16 protein-coding genes are annotated in these 15,643 nt (G+C 72.4%); 3 read left to right on the plus strand and 13 right to left on the minus strand.

Translation table 11 applies throughout. The features are described 5' to 3' along the window. The first annotated feature begins 536 nt into the window (after positions 1-536). A complete protein-coding gene (locus tag AB0C46_RS16395; RefSeq protein WP_362828496.1) occupies positions 537-1,847 on the plus strand; it encodes a class I SAM-dependent methyltransferase in 1,311 nt (436 codons plus the stop codon). 109 nt (positions 1,848-1,956) lie between these two features. Here the strand turns inward: AB0C46_RS16395 and tsaD are convergent, their stop codons facing one another. The 3 genes from tsaD to tsaB form a co-directional block, all read right to left on the minus strand. Then, the gene (gene tsaD / locus AB0C46_RS16400; RefSeq protein WP_362828497.1) at positions 1,957-3,096 is read right to left on the minus strand and encodes a tRNA (adenosine(37)-N6)-threonylcarbamoyltransferase complex transferase subunit TsaD; all 1,140 of its coding nucleotides are present in this window, start codon (positions 3,094-3,096) and stop codon (positions 1,957-1,959) included. A gap of 5 nt (positions 3,097-3,101) precedes the next feature. Then, positions 3,102-3,656, minus strand: coding sequence for a GNAT family N-acetyltransferase (locus AB0C46_RS16405; RefSeq protein WP_362828655.1), 555 nt, complete (start codon positions 3,654-3,656; stop codon positions 3,102-3,104). A gap of 107 nt (positions 3,657-3,763) precedes the next feature. Beyond that, a complete protein-coding gene (gene tsaB / locus AB0C46_RS16410; protein ID WP_362828498.1) occupies positions 3,764-4,423 on the minus strand; it encodes a tRNA (adenosine(37)-N6)-threonylcarbamoyltransferase complex dimerization subunit type 1 TsaB in 660 nt (219 codons plus the stop codon). A gap of 138 nt (positions 4,424-4,561) precedes the next feature. Between tsaB and AB0C46_RS16415 the strand changes: the two genes are divergently transcribed. After that, positions 4,562-5,131 (plus strand): hypothetical protein, encoded by a 570-nt coding sequence (locus tag AB0C46_RS16415; protein ID WP_362828499.1) that lies wholly within the window; start codon positions 4,562-4,564, stop codon positions 5,129-5,131. 40 nt (positions 5,132-5,171) lie between these two features. Here AB0C46_RS16415 and AB0C46_RS16420 read toward each other — a convergent pair whose 3' ends face one another. The 10 genes from AB0C46_RS16420 to AB0C46_RS16465 form a co-directional block, all read right to left on the minus strand. Further along, entirely contained in the window at positions 5,172-5,429 is a 258-nt protein-coding gene (locus tag AB0C46_RS16420; RefSeq protein ID WP_362828500.1) for a hypothetical protein, read from the minus strand. A gap of 197 nt (positions 5,430-5,626) precedes the next feature. Further along, positions 5,627-6,172, minus strand: coding sequence for a tRNA (adenosine(37)-N6)-threonylcarbamoyltransferase complex ATPase subunit type 1 TsaE (gene tsaE / locus AB0C46_RS16425; protein ID WP_362828501.1), 546 nt, complete (start codon positions 6,170-6,172; stop codon positions 5,627-5,629). A gap of 84 nt (positions 6,173-6,256) precedes the next feature. Further along, the gene (locus AB0C46_RS16430; RefSeq protein WP_362828502.1) at positions 6,257-7,591 is read right to left on the minus strand and encodes an alpha/beta hydrolase; all 1,335 of its coding nucleotides are present in this window, start codon (positions 7,589-7,591) and stop codon (positions 6,257-6,259) included. After that, complete coding sequence (gene alr / locus AB0C46_RS16435; protein ID WP_362828503.1) at positions 7,588-8,775, minus strand: alanine racemase; 1,188 nt, start codon at positions 8,773-8,775, stop codon at positions 7,588-7,590. Before alr ends, AB0C46_RS16430 begins: the two co-directional genes overlap by 4 nt. 59 nt (positions 8,776-8,834) lie before the next feature. Further along, complete coding sequence (locus AB0C46_RS16440) at positions 8,835-9,653, minus strand: L,D-transpeptidase (protein ID WP_362828504.1); 819 nt, start codon at positions 9,651-9,653, stop codon at positions 8,835-8,837. Positions 9,654-9,761: 108 nt separating this feature from the next. Further along, the gene (locus tag AB0C46_RS16445; RefSeq protein WP_362828505.1) at positions 9,762-11,186 is read right to left on the minus strand and encodes an NAD(P)H-hydrate dehydratase; all 1,425 of its coding nucleotides are present in this window, start codon (positions 11,184-11,186) and stop codon (positions 9,762-9,764) included. Between the two features lie 274 nt (positions 11,187-11,460). Beyond that, a complete protein-coding gene (locus AB0C46_RS16450; RefSeq protein WP_362828506.1) occupies positions 11,461-11,829 on the minus strand; it encodes a holo-ACP synthase in 369 nt (122 codons plus the stop codon). Beyond that, positions 11,826-13,673 carry a glutamine--fructose-6-phosphate transaminase (isomerizing) gene (gene glmS, locus AB0C46_RS16455; RefSeq protein ID WP_362828507.1) on the minus strand — a complete coding sequence of 616 codons (1,848 nt, stop codon included), beginning with the start codon at positions 13,671-13,673 and terminating at the stop codon, positions 11,826-11,828. Before glmS ends, AB0C46_RS16450 begins: the two co-directional genes overlap by 4 nt. A 54-nt stretch (positions 13,674-13,727) precedes the next feature. Next, on the minus strand, positions 13,728-13,934 hold the full coding sequence (locus tag AB0C46_RS16460; RefSeq protein ID WP_362828656.1) for a DUF397 domain-containing protein: 207 nt from the start codon (positions 13,932-13,934) through the stop codon (positions 13,728-13,730). A 5-nt stretch (positions 13,935-13,939) separates the two neighbouring features. Then, on the minus strand, positions 13,940-14,809 hold the full coding sequence (locus tag AB0C46_RS16465; RefSeq protein WP_362828508.1) for a helix-turn-helix transcriptional regulator: 870 nt from the start codon (positions 14,807-14,809) through the stop codon (positions 13,940-13,942). A gap of 210 nt (positions 14,810-15,019) precedes the next feature. Between AB0C46_RS16465 and AB0C46_RS16470 the strand changes: the two genes are divergently transcribed. Then, a complete protein-coding gene (locus tag AB0C46_RS16470) occupies positions 15,020-15,424 on the plus strand; it encodes an ATP-binding protein (protein ID WP_362828509.1) in 405 nt (134 codons plus the stop codon). The last annotated feature ends 219 nt before the right edge of the window (positions 15,425-15,643 follow it).

Below are 15,643 nucleotides of genomic sequence, written 5' to 3' on the forward strand. Positions count from 1 at the left end.
GCGCGGGGCTGTCGGGTGCCGGTGACGGGCCTCCGGGGTAGGGGTGTGGGACTGCTTCGCTTTACGTCCCACACCCCTACCCCTCCGGCCCGTCCCCTCCCATGGGTGGGAAGGGGAAAGGTTGGTTGGGGGCGAGCGTTCAGGGGCCGGTTTCCCTCTGATTCACACGGCGCACCGGACCACCGACCTGCCACCCCCACCGGCCTTTTCCCACCCTCCAACGGGAGGGGACGGGCCGGAGGGGGCTGGTGTGTGGACGTAAAGCGAAGCAGTCCACACACCAGCCCCCGGAGGCCCGTCACCGCACCCCGACAGCCCCGCGCAGCGGACCCGCCCGCCGCCAGGCGCAACGGCGAGAAAGCCGAACACGTGGGAAGCAGGCCCCGCGCAGCGGACCCGCCCGCCGCCAGGCGCAACGGCGAGAAAGCCGAACACGTGGGAGGCACGCCCCGCGCAGCGGACCGGCCCGCCGCCAGGCGAAACGGCGAGCAACAACCACGGCGGGAAAGCCAAAAACGTGGGAGGACAATGAGACCGTGACTCACCTTGACACCTTTTCCGCGCTGCTCACCCCGGAGGGGCAAGCGCTGCTTGCCGAGTTGCGGGACCACGACCCGGCGGATGAGCTGGCGGCAGCCACCCGGCTGCGGCGGGAGCACCCCGCGGCGCTGGTTTCCGCCGCGCTCGGACAGGCCCGGCTGCGGCAGCGTGCGGCGGCGAAGTTCGGGGCGGATGCCTGGCGGATGTACTTCACGCCGAACGGCGTCGAGCAGTCCACCCGCGCCACGGTCGCCACCCACCGCGCCACCCGCCTCGCCGCGCTGGGCGTCCGTACGCTGGCCGACCTGTGCTGCGGCATCGGCGGTGACGCGCTCGCCCTGGCGCGGGCCGGGATCCGGGTACTGGCCGTCGACCGTGATCCGTTGGCCTGTGCGGCGGCGCGGGCCAATGCCGAGGCGCTGGGGCTCGCGGAGCTGATCGAGGTGCGCTGCGCGGATGTGACGGAGGTGGACACCGCCGGGTATGACGCGGTGTTCGTCGATCCGGCGCGGCGCAGCAAGGCGCGGGCAGAGGGGGCGGCGCGCAGCGCCTCGATGAGGGGCGGTGGCCGGGCGACGGGTGGGCGGATCTTCGACCCCGAGGCGTATGCGCCGCCGCTGTCCTGGGCCGTCGAGGCGGCCCGCAGGGCGCCGGTCGCGGCGCTGAAGATCGCGCCGGGGGTGCCGCACGACGCGCTGCCCGAGGACGCCGAGACGGAGTGGATCTCGGACGGGGGCGACGTCAAGGAAGCCGTGGTGTGGTTCGGGACGGGTGCGGGCGGCGCGCCCCGCCCGGTGCCCGGCGGCCGCCGCGCGACCCTGCTTCCCGCCGGGGACTCGCTGCTCGGCACCGGGCTGCCGGATCCGTCCGCCACTCTGGCCGAAGACGCCCCGGCGCACCCTCCTGTCGGCCCGGTCGGCGACTGGCTGTACGAGCCGGACGGGGCGGTGATCCGGGCCCATCTCGTCGCGGACGTCGCCGAGCAGGTCGACGGGCGGCTGATCGACCCGACGATCGCCTACATCACCGCGGACCGGCTGACCGAAACGCCGTACGCGACCGCCTATGCGATCACCGATGTGCTGCCGTTCCACGTCAAGCGGCTCAAGGCGCTGCTGCGGGAGCGTGCGGTGGGTATCGCGGTGATCAAGAAGCGGGGCTCCGCGGTCGAGCCCGAGGAGCTGCGCAAGAAGCTGAAGCTCGGCGGCGGCCGCAACTCCTGCACGATCTTCCTCACCCGGGTCGCCGGCGCCCCGAGCATGCTGCTGGGGCACCCGGCCACGGACCCGCTCAGGCCAGGTCGGTGAGGTCACGTGCGCGCTCGGTGCTGCAAGTCAGGGTAAGACCTCGGGCCGGACGTCGGGCCGGGGCGGCGGCGAGGACTCGCAGAAGTACAAAACGAGCCCTCGCCGGGCCTCACGAGTAGAGGTTGTGCTTGCTCACCTCGTGGACGTGGTCATGGCCGTGGTGGTGGCCGGACGGCGCGGGCGCGCCATCGGGGACCTCACCGGGCACATGCGGTTCGGTGACCGGCAGGGACGAGTCCGCGGAGAGGTCCCAGGCGGAGGCCGGCCGGTTGCGGGCCACCATCTCCGCGCCCAGGGCGGCGACCATCGCACCGTTGTCGGTGCACAGCTTGGGGCGCGGCACCCGCAGGGTGATGCCGGCGTCCTCGCAGCGGCGCTGGGCCATCGCCCGCAGCCGGGAGTTGGCCGCGACCCCGCCGCCGATCATCAGGTGGTCCACACCGTTGTCCTTGCAGGCCCGGACGGCCTTACGGGTCAGCACGTCCACCACGGCCTCCTGGAACGACGCCGAGACGTCCGCCACCGGCACCTCCTCGCCGGCTGCCCGCTTGGCCTCGATCCAGCGGGCCACCGCCGTCTTCAGACCGGAGAAGGAGAAGTCGTAGACCGGGTCGCGGGGGCCGGTCAGGCCGCGCGGGAAGCGGATCGCGTCGGGGTTGCCCTCGCGGGCGTAGCGGTCGATGACCGGGCCGCCCGGGAAGCCGAGGTGCAGCACCCGCGCGATCTTGTCGAACGCCTCACCGGCCGCGTCGTCGATGGTCGAGCCCAGCGGCCGTACGTCGGAGGTGATGTCCGGGGCCAGCAGGAGGGAGGAGTGGCCGCCGGACACCAGCAGGGCCATCGTCGGCTCCGGCAGCGCGCCGTGCTCCAGCTGGTCGACGCAGATGTGCGAGGCGAGGTGGTTGACGCCGTAGAGCGGCTTGCCGAGGGCGTAGGCGTACGCCTTGGCGGCCGAGACGCCGACCAGCAGCGCGCCGGCCAGGCCCGGTCCCGCGGTGACCGCGATCCCGTCCAGGTCGGAGGCCGCGACACCGGCGTCCTTCAGCGCGCGCTGGATGGTGGGGACCATCGCCTCCAGGTGGGCGCGCGAGGCCACCTCCGGCACCACGCCGCCGAAGCGGGCGTGCTCGTCGACGCTGGAGGCGACCGCGTCGGCGAGGAGGGTGTGGCCGCGGACGATGCCGACACCGGTCTCGTCGCAGGAGGTCTCGATGCCGAGGACGAGCGGTCCACCGCGTGAGTCAGCCATGGTTCTCAAGTTCCTTGTACGGAGGGTGCTTCGGAGGAGGTCTGGGTGGTGCGGCGCATCACCAGGGCATCGACATTGCCCGGCTGGTAGTAGCCGCGGCGGAAGCCGATCGGCTCGAAGCCGAAGCGCTCGTAGAGGCGCTGGGCGCGGAGGTTGTCGACCCGTACCTCCAGCAGCACCTCATGGCATTCGAAGTCCGTTGCGGCGCCGAGGAGTTCGGTCAGCAGCCGGGCGCCGAGGCCGGTGCCCCACTGGTCGCGGGCGGTGGCGATGGTCTGGATGTCTCCGGTGCCGTCGACGGCGGCCAGCCCGCCATAGCCCACCAGCCGGCCGGCCCGCCCGTCGCCCGACCGCCGCCCCTCATCGGCGCCTCCCCCAGACGCTGTCCGGGGGGACCCCCAGCGCGGCGGCACCTCCAGTTCGGCGACGAGATAGCGGCGGGTGGCGTACGGTCCGCGCGCATGCGCCAGCTCGGACCAGAACATGCCCTGCGACCAGGCGTCCTCGGGGAAGAGCTCCCGCTCCAGCTCCAGTACCGGCGCTATGTCCCACCAGCGCATCTCGCGCAGCACGGCCGCGGGCCGGGCGACGTCGCCGCGCTGCGGGTCCCCCCGGACAGCGTCCGGGGGAGGCGCCGAGGTCTGGTGGTCGGGCGACGGGCGGGAACTCACCGGGGAGTGACCACCTTGTAGTTGGCGGGGACCTGGGCGTCCGGGCGCCGCAGATACAGCGGCTGGGGCGGCAGCAGCTCCTCGCCCGCCGCGAGCTTCCCGGCGGCCAGCGCGGCGAGCGCGGCGGCGGACTGGTGCTCGGGCGCCTCGCGCCGTACGCCGGTGAAGACCGTGTCGTAGAGCACCGCGCCCGCGCCCACGGCCGGGACGCCGGCCACCTGGTCGGCGAGGTCCGCGGGGCGGTCGACGGCGGGTTCGGTCAGCCGCGTGCGGGCATCGCCGTAGCGCGCCCAGTAGACCTCCTTGCGGCGGGCGTCGGTGGCCACGACGAAGGGCTCGGTCAGCCCGGAGGCGTAGGCGAGGCCGTCCAGGGTGCACAGGCCGTGGACGGGTACGCCGAGCGCGGCGCCGAAGGTGGCGGCGGTCACCAGGCCGACGCGCAGCCCCGTATACGGCCCCGGGCCCACGCCGACCACGATGTCGCTGACCGCGTCGAGCTTGTGGCCGGCCTCGGCCAGCACCCGGTCGACGGCGGGCAGCAGCAGCTCGCCGTGCCGGCGCGCATCCACCTTGCGGGACTCGGCGAGGACGCGGGTGCCGTCATGGAGCGCGACGGTGACGGCGGGGGTGGCGGTGTCAAGAGCTAGCAGCAGCACGTCCTTAAGACTACGGCTCGGCGGGTGGTTCCGGTTCCCGGTGCTACCGTCGCCCCGTGGTCCAGCAGCAAGCAGCCCGGCGTCCAGGCCCGGGGCTCCCCGCCGGTGGCGGGGAGCGGGAGGAAAGGTGGCACAGCGGTGCCCGCTAAGAGCAGCACGATCGTCACCGCGCTGACCACGGCGGCCGTGGTCGTGGTCGGAGTGCTCGGCTACCAGGCCGCGGCGTCCGCCCCGGACACCCTCACCCAGGCCCGTAAGGACAGCCACCACAGCACTCCGAAGAAGCACCCGGACCAGGCCGGCAAGAAGGAAAAGGCCCCCGCTCCGGCCCCGGTCCCCCCGGCGTCCGGCAAGGGCCAGCGGATCGTCTACTCGCTCGATGCCAAGCGGGTCTGGCTGGTCGGCGCGCAGGGCAAGGCGCTGCGTACGTTCACGGTCGCGCCGAGCACGGTCAGCCCGCCGCTGGGGACCTACGCGGTCGGCTCGCGGGCGGTCAGCGTCACGGGCTCGGACGGGATAGCGATCGAGCATGTGGTGCGGTTCGCCGCTGTCGGCAACGTCACGATCGGCTTCAGTGCGGCCGTCGACGGCTCCCGGCCCACCCCGGACCCGTCGAAGAAGACCGGCGGTATCCGTGAGTCGCGGGACGACGGCAAGGCGATGTGGGACTTCGCGCTGCGGGGCACCAAGGTCGTCGTGGTCTCCTGACCGCGCGGCTCCCGGACGGTCCGCCCTTCGCCCCTACGGGCTACGCCGCGTCGCGGCCCCCGGTGGACGCCGCCCCGGGCTCGGGCTCCTCGTCCGTCTCCGGCTCGTCCGCCGGCCCCGCGGGCTTGTCCCGACGGGCTTCCTCAGCGGCGTCGGGGGGCGTGGAGACCGCGCTGGCCGCGGCGCACGCCGCCAGCAGTTCATTCATGGTCGGCGTCTCGCGCGCATCGCGCCCGCCCGCCGCGATGGGGGTCCTCTCGCGCCCGTAAGGCGAGGAGGAGGGCTGGTGGGCCGACATGGACGCCTCCCGGGGCTCCTGGGGCAACCGACAGAAGCTAGGCTGGCTACTTAGGCTCACCTAACTGGGGTCTCCACCCATGTCACCACGCCCGGTACCCGGTGCGCAACATCTTACCGACGGCTTGTCGGAAACTACCGGGCGCCCGGCCGGATCCACGACGGGACGGAACCGCCGCCGCGGCCACCCGCCCGCCGTCAGCAGGTCTCCAGGGTGGGCAGACCGGCGTCCGCCCAGCGCGCACCCAGGCCGGTGACCGTCACCTCGCGCACATCGTCCACCTCGGCCTCCAGGGCCTCCCCGCCCGGCGCGTCCCCGCCCGGCGCGTCCGCGCCCACGGCGCGCCCGATGACCACATGCAGCCGGTCCTCGGACAGCTCCTCGACCCTGCCCTCGCCCCACTCCACGACCACCACCGACTCCGGCAGCGAGACATCGAGGTCCAGGTCCTCCATCTCGTCCAGCCCGCCGCCGAGCCGGTACGCGTCGACGTGCACCAGCGCGGGACCGCCGGTCAGCGAGGGGTGCACCCGGGCGATGACAAAGGTGGGAGAGGTGACGGCGCCGCGCACGCCCAGGCCCTCGCCCAGGCCGCGGGTCAACGTCGTCTTACCGGCCCCCAGCTCACCGGTGAGCAGCACCAGGTCGCCGGGGCGCAGCAGCGGGGCCAGGCGGCGGCCCAACTCCTGCATCTGTTCGGGAGACTTGACGGTAATGTGCGCCATCGCGCCGGTGGTGCTCATGCCGCAAATGGTACGGCCTGCCCCTCTCCCGACCACCACCCCGCACTGGCGGCCTGCCGGGCCGGGGGCCGGCAGGCCGGGGGATCAGGCGCGGGCGTGCCGGGAGCTGCGGGCCGCTGCGCCGGCCCGCTCCACCAGGGACACCAGGTGCTCATTGACCAGCTCGGGCCGCTCCAGCATCACCAGATGCCCGGCGCCGGGGACGCACACCAGCTCCGCGTCGGGCAGCACCTCGACGATCGCCCGGCTGTGGTCGGCCGGGGTGATCAGATCACTCTCCCCGGCGAGCACCAGCGCGGGCACCGCGTCGTAGGCGACCAGCGCCTCGGTCTTGTCATGCACCGCGAACGCCGGGAAGAACTCGGCGACCACATCGATCGGGGTCGCCTCGATCAGCCGCTCGCCGAACCGCGCGATGCCCGGGTCCACCTTCTCCGGCGTCCCGAACGAATACCGCTTGATCAGCCCCGCGAACAGATCGGCGGTGGCCCGCCGTCCGCGCTCGACGAACTCGCTCTGCCAGCCCAGCGCCTTGAGCACGCCCGGCGCGAGCCAGTGGAAGGCCTTGACACCCATGGACGGCAGCCCGAAGGCGACCTCGCTGAGCCGGCCGGCGGATGTGCCGATCAGGGCCACCCCGACCACCCGCTCCGCGACGTACTCGGGGAACTGGTCGGCCAGCGCCATCACCGTCATACCGCCCATGGAGTGCCCGACCAGCACGATCGGCCCCTCGGGGACCGCGGCGTCCAGCACCGCCTTCAGGTCCCGGCCCAGCAGGTCGATGGTGACCGGTTCCGTGCCGTCGATCTGGCCGTGGCCGCGCGACGAGCGGCCGTGGCTGCGCTGGTCCCAGTGGACGGTGCGCACCGTGCCGCGCAGTGCGGAGCGCTGGAAGTGCCAGGAGTCCTGGCTGAGGCAGTAGCCATGACTGAAGACGACCGTGGGAGCCGCGGAGCGCCGGCCCAGCGCCGCCGTCAGCCGCTTGCGCAGGGCGCCCTGGGCCTCCTGCGCGGCCCGCGCCTCCTTCCCGCGGACCGGTTTGGCCGACCGGTCGGCCTTGGCGCTCTTGCCGTTCCTGGCCTTGCCCGGGTGATCGTCCTTCTCCGGCCGGCCCGACTCCACGCCCGGCTCGTCGACCTCGTAGTACAGCTCGGTGCCGTCCTCGGCGATCGCCGCGCCCGGTGTGCCGCGCAGCGTGCCGTACGGGCCGGCGGCGTCCAGCGCGAGCCGGGCGCGGCGGCGCATCCCGCGGCCGACGGTCATCCGCTCTATCGCCACCCCGGCCGCGGCACCCGCCGCGACCACACCGATCGCGGCACCGGCCACGCCGGCGTGCCGGCCCGCCCGTGCCCAGTTGCCGGCCGCCTCGACGGCCGTCTCGACCGCCTGCGCGGCGGCCTCCTGTCCCTCGGTCATGCCGTACCCCCCGTGAGCGCACTGTCTCCTTCGGCTTCGCTCCGTATGCCGCTGTCCACATAGACGCGTGGGACCCGGGATCCGATCCGGGTGACGATCTCGTAGCCGATGGTTCCGGCCACCTGGGCCCAGTCCTCCGCGGTCGGCTCACCGCGGTCCCCCGGGCCGAACAGCACCGCCGGATCGCCCGGCTCGGCGCTGTCGCCGCCCAGGTCGACCACGAACTGGTCCATCGCGATCCGCCCGGCGACCGTCCGCCACTTGCCGGCGACCAGCACCGGGCCGGTGCCGGAGGCGTGCCGCGGGATGCCGTCCGCATAGCCGAGGGGGACCAGCGCCAGGCTGGTCTCGCCAGGCGTCGTGTAGTGATGCCCGTACGACACGCCGTGGCCGCCCGGGACGCGCTTGACCGACGCGAGGGAGGCCTCCAGCGTCATCGCGGGCCGCAGCCCGAGGTCCTGGGAGGTTCCGACCTCGGGGCTGGGCGAGATGCCATAGATGCCGATACCGGTGCGAACCAGGTCGAAGTGCGCCTCGGGGAGGGTCAGCAGTGCCGGGGTGTTGGCGATATGCCGTACCTCGGGGCGCAGCCCGGCCGTCTCGGCGGTCTTCAACGCCTCCTGGAAGGCGGCCAGCTGGGCGGCGATCGAGGGGTGTCCGGGCTCGTCGGCGCAGGCGAAGTGCGACCAGAGGCCGGTGACAGCCAGCGCGCCCTCGGCCTCGGCGGCTCGGGCCGCGGCGGTCAGCTCCGGCCAGTCGGCGAGCGCGCAGCCGTTGCGGCCGAGCCCGGTGTCGACCTTGAGCTGGACCCGGGCGGTCCGGCCGCACGCCCGCGCCGCCGCGACCACCTCGCGCAGCGCCCACAGCGCGCTCACCCCGACGTCGATGTCCTGCTCGACGGCCTGCCGCCAGGGGCCGCCCGGTGTCCACAGCCAGCACATCAGCCGCCCGGTGTCACCGGCCGCACGCAGCGCGAACGCCTCCTCGGGCAGCGCCGTGCCCAGCCAGCCCGCACCGGCCTCACGGGCGGCGCGCGCACAGCGCACCGCCCCGTGTCCATAGCCGTCGGACTTGACCACGGCCATCAGCTCTGCCCGGGGTGCGCGGTCCCGCAGTGCACGGACATTCGACCGCACGGCGGCGAGGTCGATGGCGGCGCGGGCGCGCTTTGCTGTCTCGTTCATCCCCCTCAGTGTCGCAGGCGACGCCACGGGGCCCCGGGGGACGGGCGGGGAAACCGTGCTCACACGCCGGGCTTCCGCCCCCAGACGTGCACGGTGTCGCCCTTCCTCAGCACTTCCCACGCCCGCCGCGCGTCCGTCATGGTGAGGTTGACGCAGCCGTGCGAGCCGGGCCCGGAGAAGATGTCCTCGTAGACGCCGTGCAGCGCCTCCCCGCGGTCGAAGAACTGGGCATACGGCATCCGCGTGCCGTACAGGTTCGAGATGTGGCGCCGGTGCCGCAGATAGATCCGGTACGAACCGGTGCGGGTCTCCATCGTCGGCGCACCGGACCGGATCACCACCGGTTCGAGAATCACCCGTCCGCCCTGCTGCACCCACATCAGCTGCCGGTTCAGGTCGACACATGCGGTCCGCTGCGGAAGGGCGGGGCAGTGACCGGCCCGGTTGGGGTCCTTCTTGGCCCGCATCAGCCGCACCATCGCCCCGGTGACCGGGCCCGCGAATCCGGACGCCGGCGCGATGCGGTGCGCCCGCTGGAACCGCCGGATCGCCCGGCAGTCCCCCGAGCTCTGCCGCCCATCCACCTGCCGCCCCAGATAACGCTCCGCCTGCCGCTGGTAGGGCCCGGTGGAGGCACTGCACCGCAGCGCCCTGGTGCCGGTGTGCGCCGCCTCCGACCGCGGCACGTACTCGATGTGCCGGGGTCGGTTCGTCTCCCGCACCGCGCGCGGGACCCCGGGAACCAGGCCGGACAGTCGGTACGCGGCGGACGGGGGCGTCACGGCCACCGCGGGCGACGGCGCCACGGCCACCGCGGGCGGCCCGGCGACAGCGAGGAGCGAGGCGCCGACCAGCAGCGCCGAAAGGGTGCGTTTCATGCCCTCACGCATGCCGTGGCCGCGCGGTCGTACAAGCCCACCGGACACCAGGTTCGCCCTGGTGCCCGCACCGTTCCCCCGCCGGGCGTAACGCCGGCCCGGCAGCTGTCAGTCCGTCACATCGCGCCAGGCAGCCGCCAGATGAGCGGCGACCTCCGAGGCCAGGATCGGCGCGCCGCCCGGCCCGGTCGCGCGACGGGCCGCCAGACCGTGCAGGTACGCGCCGACGGATCCGGCGTCCCGCGCCGGGAGCCCCGCGGCGAGCAACGACCCGGTCACCCCCGACAGCACATCCCCGCTCCCGGCCGTCGCCAGCCAGCTGGTCCCGGTGGGATTGACCCGTACCGGACCGTCCGCCTCCGCCACCAGCGTCGTCGAGCCCTTGAGCAGCACCGTGGCACCGTATTGCGCCGCCAACTCCCGTACGGAGGCCAGCCGTGCCGCCTCGACCTCCTCGCGCCCGCGGCCGAGCAGCGCAGCGGCCTCCCCCGCATGCGGGGTCAGCAACGTCTCGGCCGTACGCTCCCGGACCCGCTGCGGCGTCAGGAACCGCAGGCCGTCCGCGTCCACCAGCACCGGCACGTCCGCCGCCAGCACATCGTCCAGCGCGTCCGCTTCCTCCCCGATGCCGGGCCCGATCACCCACGACTGCACCCGGCCCGCCTTGTCCGGCGGCCCGGGATGCACCAGCGTCTCCGGGAAGTGCGCCAGCACCGCCTCGGCGGCCGGCCCGACATACCGCACGGCCCCCGCGCCGCCCCGCAACGCGCCCGCCACCGCGAGCACCGCCGCCCCCGGATACCGCGCGGACCCGGCGACCACCCCGACCACGCCCCGCCGGTACTTGTCGCTCTCGGGCACCGGACGCGGCAGCAGATCCGCCACATCCGCATGCTGCAACGCCTCCATCTCGGCGTCCTCCGGCAGCGTGAGCCCGATGTCCACCAGCCGCAGCGCGCCCGCCCGCTCCCGCGCCGGATCGATCAGCAGCCCCGGCTTGTACGCACCGAACGTCACCGTCGCATCGGCCCGTACGGCATCCCCGGGCACCTCACCGCTGTCCGCGTCCACACCACTGGGCAGATCGACCGCCACCACGCGCGCCGACTCCCGTGCCGCCCGCGCGAGTTGCGCGGCCTCCGGGCGCAGCCCGCCCCGCCCCCCGATCCCGACGATGCCGTCCACGACCAGATCGGCCCACGCGATGTCCCGCAGCACATCGTCCGAAACCCGCCCCCCGGCCGCCCGCAGCGCGGCCAGCCCGCCGTCATGGGCCCGTTCGGGCGACAGCAGCACCGCCACCACCCCGGCCCCCCGCCGGGCCAGCCGGGCACCGGCGTACAGCGCGTCCCCGCCGTTGTCACCGCTGCCCACCAGCAGCACCACCCGGCTGCCGTACACCTTCCCCAGCAACTCCCCACAGGCCACGGCCAGTCCGGCCGCCGCCCGCTGCATCAGGGCCCCTTCGGGCAACCGGCCCATGAGCTCCCGCTCCGCGGCCCGCACGGTCTCCACGCTGTAGGCAGTCCTCATACCGACAAGTCTCACCCCTCACCCACCGGGTGACCCGCATTTCCCCCTACCGGGCAGGCCAGTCTGGGGGCCCAAGGGCCGCACCGCCGGAGCAGCGCCCCGCCTTCCGTCCCAGGGGCCCCACCGACCGGCACCGCCAAACCCACGGGAGGGGACGGGCCGGAGGAGGCGGTGTCAGGACGTAAAGCGAAGCAGTCCTGACACCGCCTCCGGAGGCCCGTCCCCGCACCACGACGACTCGGGGCGCGCCCGCACCACAAACAACCGGGGGCCCTCACCCCTCCGCAATCACCACCGCAGACGCCACCCCCGCGTCATGACTCATCGACACATGCCACGCCCGCACCCCGAGCTCCACCGCCCGCGCCTCGACCGTCCCCCGCACCCGCAGCCGCGGCTGCCCGCTGTCCTCGACATACACCTCGGCATCCGTCCAGTGCAGCCCGCCCGGCGCCCCGAGCGCCTTGGCCACCGCCTCCTTGGCGGCGAACCGCGCCGCCAGCGACGCGATGCCCCGCCGTTCACCGCTCGGCAGTATCAGCTCCTGCTCGATGAACAGCCGCTGCGCCAGCTCCGGCGTACGCTCCAGCGCCGCGCCGAAGCGGTCGATCTCGGCGACATCGATCCCGACCCCGATGATCATTCCACCGTCACCGACTTGGCGAGGTTGCGCGGCTGGTCGACCTCGTTACCGCGGGCGGTGGCCAGCTCACAGGCGAAGACCTGCAGCGGGACCGTGGACACCAGCGGCTGCAGCAGCACCGGCGTGCGCGGAATCCGTACGAGGTGATCCGCGTACGGCACCACCGTCTCGTCCCCCTCCTCCGCGATCACGATCGTGCGCGCCCCCCGGGCCCGGATCTCCTGAATATTCGACACGATCTTGTCGTGCAGCACGGACCGCCCCCGCGGCGACGGCACGACCACCACCACCGGCAGATCGTCCTCGATCAACGCGATCGGCCCGTGCTTGAGCTCCCCGGCCGCAAAGCCCTCCGCATGCATGTACGCGAGCTCCTTGAGCTTCAGCGCGCCCTCCAGCGCCACCGGATAGCCCACATGCCGCCCGAGGAACAGCACGGTGTTCTTGTCAGCGAGGGAGCGCGCCAGCTCCCGTACGGGCTCCATCGTGCCCAGCACCTGCTCGACCTGGGTGCCGATGGCCGCCAGTTCGCGCACCACGGCCCGGATCTCGTCGCCCCACTTCGTGCCCCGCACCTGCGCGACGTACAGCGCCACCAGATAGCAGGCCACCAGCTGGGTCAGAAACGCCTTCGTGGAGGCCACCGCCACCTCGGGCCCGGCGTGCGTGTACAGCACCGCGTCCGACTCCCGCGGGATGGTCGACCCGTTCGTATTGCAGATGGCGAGCACCTTCGCGCCCTGTTCCCGCGCATGCCGCAGCGCCATCAGGGTGTCCATCGTCTCGCCGGACTGGCTGATCGCGATCACCAGGGTGTGCCGGTCCAGGATCGGATCGCGATAGCGGAACTCGCTCGCCAGCTCCGTCTCGCACGGGATCCGCGTCCAGTGCTCGATCGCGTACTTGGCGATCATCCCCGCGTGGTACGCCGTCCCGCACGCCACGATGACGACCTTGTCGACCTCGCGCAGCACCTCCGGCGGGATCCGCACCTCGTCCAGGGACAGCACACCCGACGCGTCGATCCGGCCCAGCAGCGTGTCCGCGACGGCCTTCGGCTGCTCGGCGATCTCCTTGAGCATGAAGTAGTCGTAGCCGCCCTTCTCGGCGGCCGAGGCGTCCCAGTCGACGTGGTACTCCCGCACCTCGGCGGGCCCCCCGTCGAAGTCGGTGACCGTCACCCCGTCCCGGCGCAGCTCCACGACCTGGTCCTGCCCCAGCTCGACGGCTTCCCTCGTATGCGCGATGAACGCCGCCACATCCGAGGCCAGGAAGGCCTCGCCGTCCCCGACCCCCACCACCAGCGGCGAGTTCCGGCGCGCCCCGACCACCACATCCGGCTCGTCGGCATGCACCGCGACCAGCGTGAACGCGCCCTCCAGCCGACGGCACACCTGCCGCATCGCCTCGGCCAGCTCCCCGCAGGACGAATAGGCCTCGGCGAGCAGATGCGCCACGGCCTCGGTGTCCGTCTCGGACGTCAACTCATGCCCGCGGTCGGTGAGTTCGGCGCGCAGCCCGGCGAAGTTCTCGATGATGCCGTTGTGCACGACCGAGACCCGGCCGGCGTTGTCCAGATGCGGATGGGCGTTCTCGTCGGTGGGCCCGCCGTGCGTGGCCCACCGGGTGTGCCCGATACCCGTCGAACCGGCCGGCAACGGACGGTCCGCCAGCTCCTTCTCCAGGTTGGCGAGCTTCCCGGCCTTCTTGGCCGCCGCCAGACCACCGTCCGCCAACACGGCCACACCCGCCGAGTCATACCCGCGGTACTCCAGCCGCTTCAGCCCGGCCAGAACGACATCAAGGGCGCTCTGCCCGCCCACATATCCCACGATTCCGCACATGGGGGCAGCGTACGCCGGGGGTCTGAGCGACCGGCGGCGGCATGTACCGGCGAGTCACCTATCGAAAACCCCCGCCTTCACGGCCCCGACAAACGCGGCCCAGGCACCGGACGCGTGAAACTGCGTCCCGCCAGCCCGATCCTTGCTGTCCCGGACAGCCCGACCGCCGTCGGCGGTGCAGGCGACCTCCACGCACTCCTGGTTGATCCCCTGTGAGGCTCTGGCCTTGACGAACTCGGTGACGATCTCACGGCTCTCTATCGGGGTCACTTCTCACCCTCCGGCATGTTTGCTATCGCTTTGTCGAGGAACGTGAGGCTCTGCTTACGGCTCAGCGCCGCAGACCGGAGCGCTTCAAAAATGCGGGCGTGCTTGGCGACATCGTCCAGATCCTCGATGATCACCGTGCTGGTCGTACTGTCGAACGCAACGGCTTCCGGCGCGGGCTCCGGGCCGAACGAGAAGATGGAGAAGTGCGACGCCATATGCGCGGCACCCCATTCCGAGTACGGGAGAACCTGCAACGTGACATTCTTCCGCCGGGCCAGCTCATGGATGTGTGCCAGCTGCTCCCGGTGCGCTTCTCGTGACGGCATCGGGGCAGTCAGCGCCGGCTCCCACACGACCGCGGCGAATTGCGCCCCGCCCTCTTCGATGACTCGCTTTCGCTCCCGCCGAACCGCCAGGGCCTTCTCGACGGTTTCCGCGGAATACGTCGTGTGACTCCCGTCGACGAGCGCCTTGAGATAGCCCGGCGTCTGCAACAGTCCGGGAATGAACAGCGGCTGCCATGTCCGGATGTATGAGGCGTCGACCTCCAGCGCAATCAGGTCGGCATGTTCCTCGCTCACCATTCCCGCATAGTCGAGCCACCAGCCACGTTTGCTGCTCACCCGGGCGAGGTGCTCCAACTGCGTTCGCGCATGCGCGTCTGACACCTCATAGAGGTCCAGCAGCACACGGACGTCCCCGACGCGCGACGCGCTGATGCCTCCTTCAACGCGGCTGATCTTGGCGATCGAGCAGCCCAGCACCTCGGCCGCATGCTCCTGGTCGAGCCGAGCGGCGAGCCGGTACCTCTTGAGCGCCGCACCGAGCCGCCGACTACGCACCGTGGGCTTCCCACCTACGGGCATGCCACCTCCCTGTCGTACACATCCAGGATGCACAGTAACGCCTCGCGCACACCAGGTAATTGAGACTCCAGGGTGGCTCGCAAATTTACAACTATCGAGTACTTGCAACTTGCGCCCATGCGGCCCTAGCGTCAGGCACGTCACTCCATGTCGCCACTCAAGGACAGTGGGTGATCATGGTTCCGTCTGCCCACCACCCTTGGGGGACACATGTCCGGGCGCACACACATCAAGAGGTTCCGGGTCCGCAAGGACTCCGTCGCCGCCGCCCGACTCCACGTCAGGACGATCCTGATCGAGTGGAAACTCGGCGGCCTCATCGAGGACAGCGTCCTCATCACCAGCGAACTGACCACCAACGTCGTCTCCCACGCCAAGGGAACGGGCGACTACTTCGAACTGGCCTTACGCCGCCGCAGCGGCATCCTGGTCCTGGAGGTGGCCGACTCCTACCAGTGGCAGATGCCGGAACTCCGCAAACCCACCCCGGACGACCCCTCCGGCCGCGGCCTGCTCATCGTGGACGCCCTCTCCCAGCACTGGGGCGTACGGCCGCGCAACCCGGGCAAAACGGTGTGGGCGCACCTTCCGGTCGGGCCCGCAACACAGCTCTGAGCAGGCCCAGTTCCCGCTGAGGCGGACTGCCGCCGTGAGCCTCAGCGGGAAGGAATCGTCACCGGCCGGATTCGGGCTTGGTACGTACGGATCGCCCGCAGGCCGCTTCCCTCGGGGAGGGACACGGCGGCAGGCACGGGGGTGCCCTCCGGACGGTCCGTCACGTCGCGACACCGCTCGATGCGTTTTGCCTGTGGCGCCCGGCTTCCGGGACTATGA

The organism is Streptomyces sp. NPDC048637 (assembly GCF_040650675.1).
In the GTDB taxonomy this organism is placed as follows: Bacteria; Actinomycetota; Actinomycetes; order Streptomycetales; family Streptomycetaceae; genus Streptomyces.

Bases quoted from the DNA above. Each gene is read 5' to 3' on its own strand.
- AB0C46_RS16465 (WP_362828508.1), bottom strand. From the start codon at position 14,809: ATGCCCGTAGGTGGGAAGCCCACGGTGCGTAGTCGGCGGCTCGGTGCG.
- alr (WP_362828503.1), bottom strand. From the start codon at position 8,775: ATGAACGAGACAGCAAAGCGCGCCCGCGCCGCCATCGACCTCGCCGCC.
- tsaE (WP_362828501.1), bottom strand. From the start codon at position 6,172: ATGAGCACCACCGGCGCGATGGCGCACATTACCGTCAAGTCTCCCGAA.
- tsaD (WP_362828497.1), bottom strand. From the start codon at position 3,096: ATGGCTGACTCACGCGGTGGACCGCTCGTCCTCGGCATCGAGACCTCC.
- AB0C46_RS16420 (WP_362828500.1), bottom strand. From the start codon at position 5,429: ATGTCGGCCCACCAGCCCTCCTCCTCGCCTTACGGGCGCGAGAGGACC.
- glmS (WP_362828507.1), bottom strand. From the start codon at position 13,673: ATGTGCGGAATCGTGGGATATGTGGGCGGGCAGAGCGCCCTTGATGTC.
- AB0C46_RS16430 (WP_362828502.1), bottom strand. From the start codon at position 7,591: ATGACCGAGGGACAGGAGGCCGCCGCGCAGGCGGTCGAGACGGCCGTC.
- AB0C46_RS16470 (WP_362828509.1), top strand. From the start codon at position 15,020: ATGTCCGGGCGCACACACATCAAGAGGTTCCGGGTCCGCAAGGACTCC.
- AB0C46_RS16440 (WP_362828504.1), bottom strand. From the start codon at position 9,653: ATGAAACGCACCCTTTCGGCGCTGCTGGTCGGCGCCTCGCTCCTCGCT.
- AB0C46_RS16445 (WP_362828505.1), bottom strand. From the start codon at position 11,186: ATGAGGACTGCCTACAGCGTGGAGACCGTGCGGGCCGCGGAGCGGGAG.
- AB0C46_RS16405 (WP_362828655.1), bottom strand. From the start codon at position 3,656: ATGCGCTGGTGGGACATAGCGCCGGTACTGGAGCTGGAGCGGGAGCTC.
- AB0C46_RS16450 (WP_362828506.1), bottom strand. From the start codon at position 11,829: ATGATCATCGGGGTCGGGATCGATGTCGCCGAGATCGACCGCTTCGGC.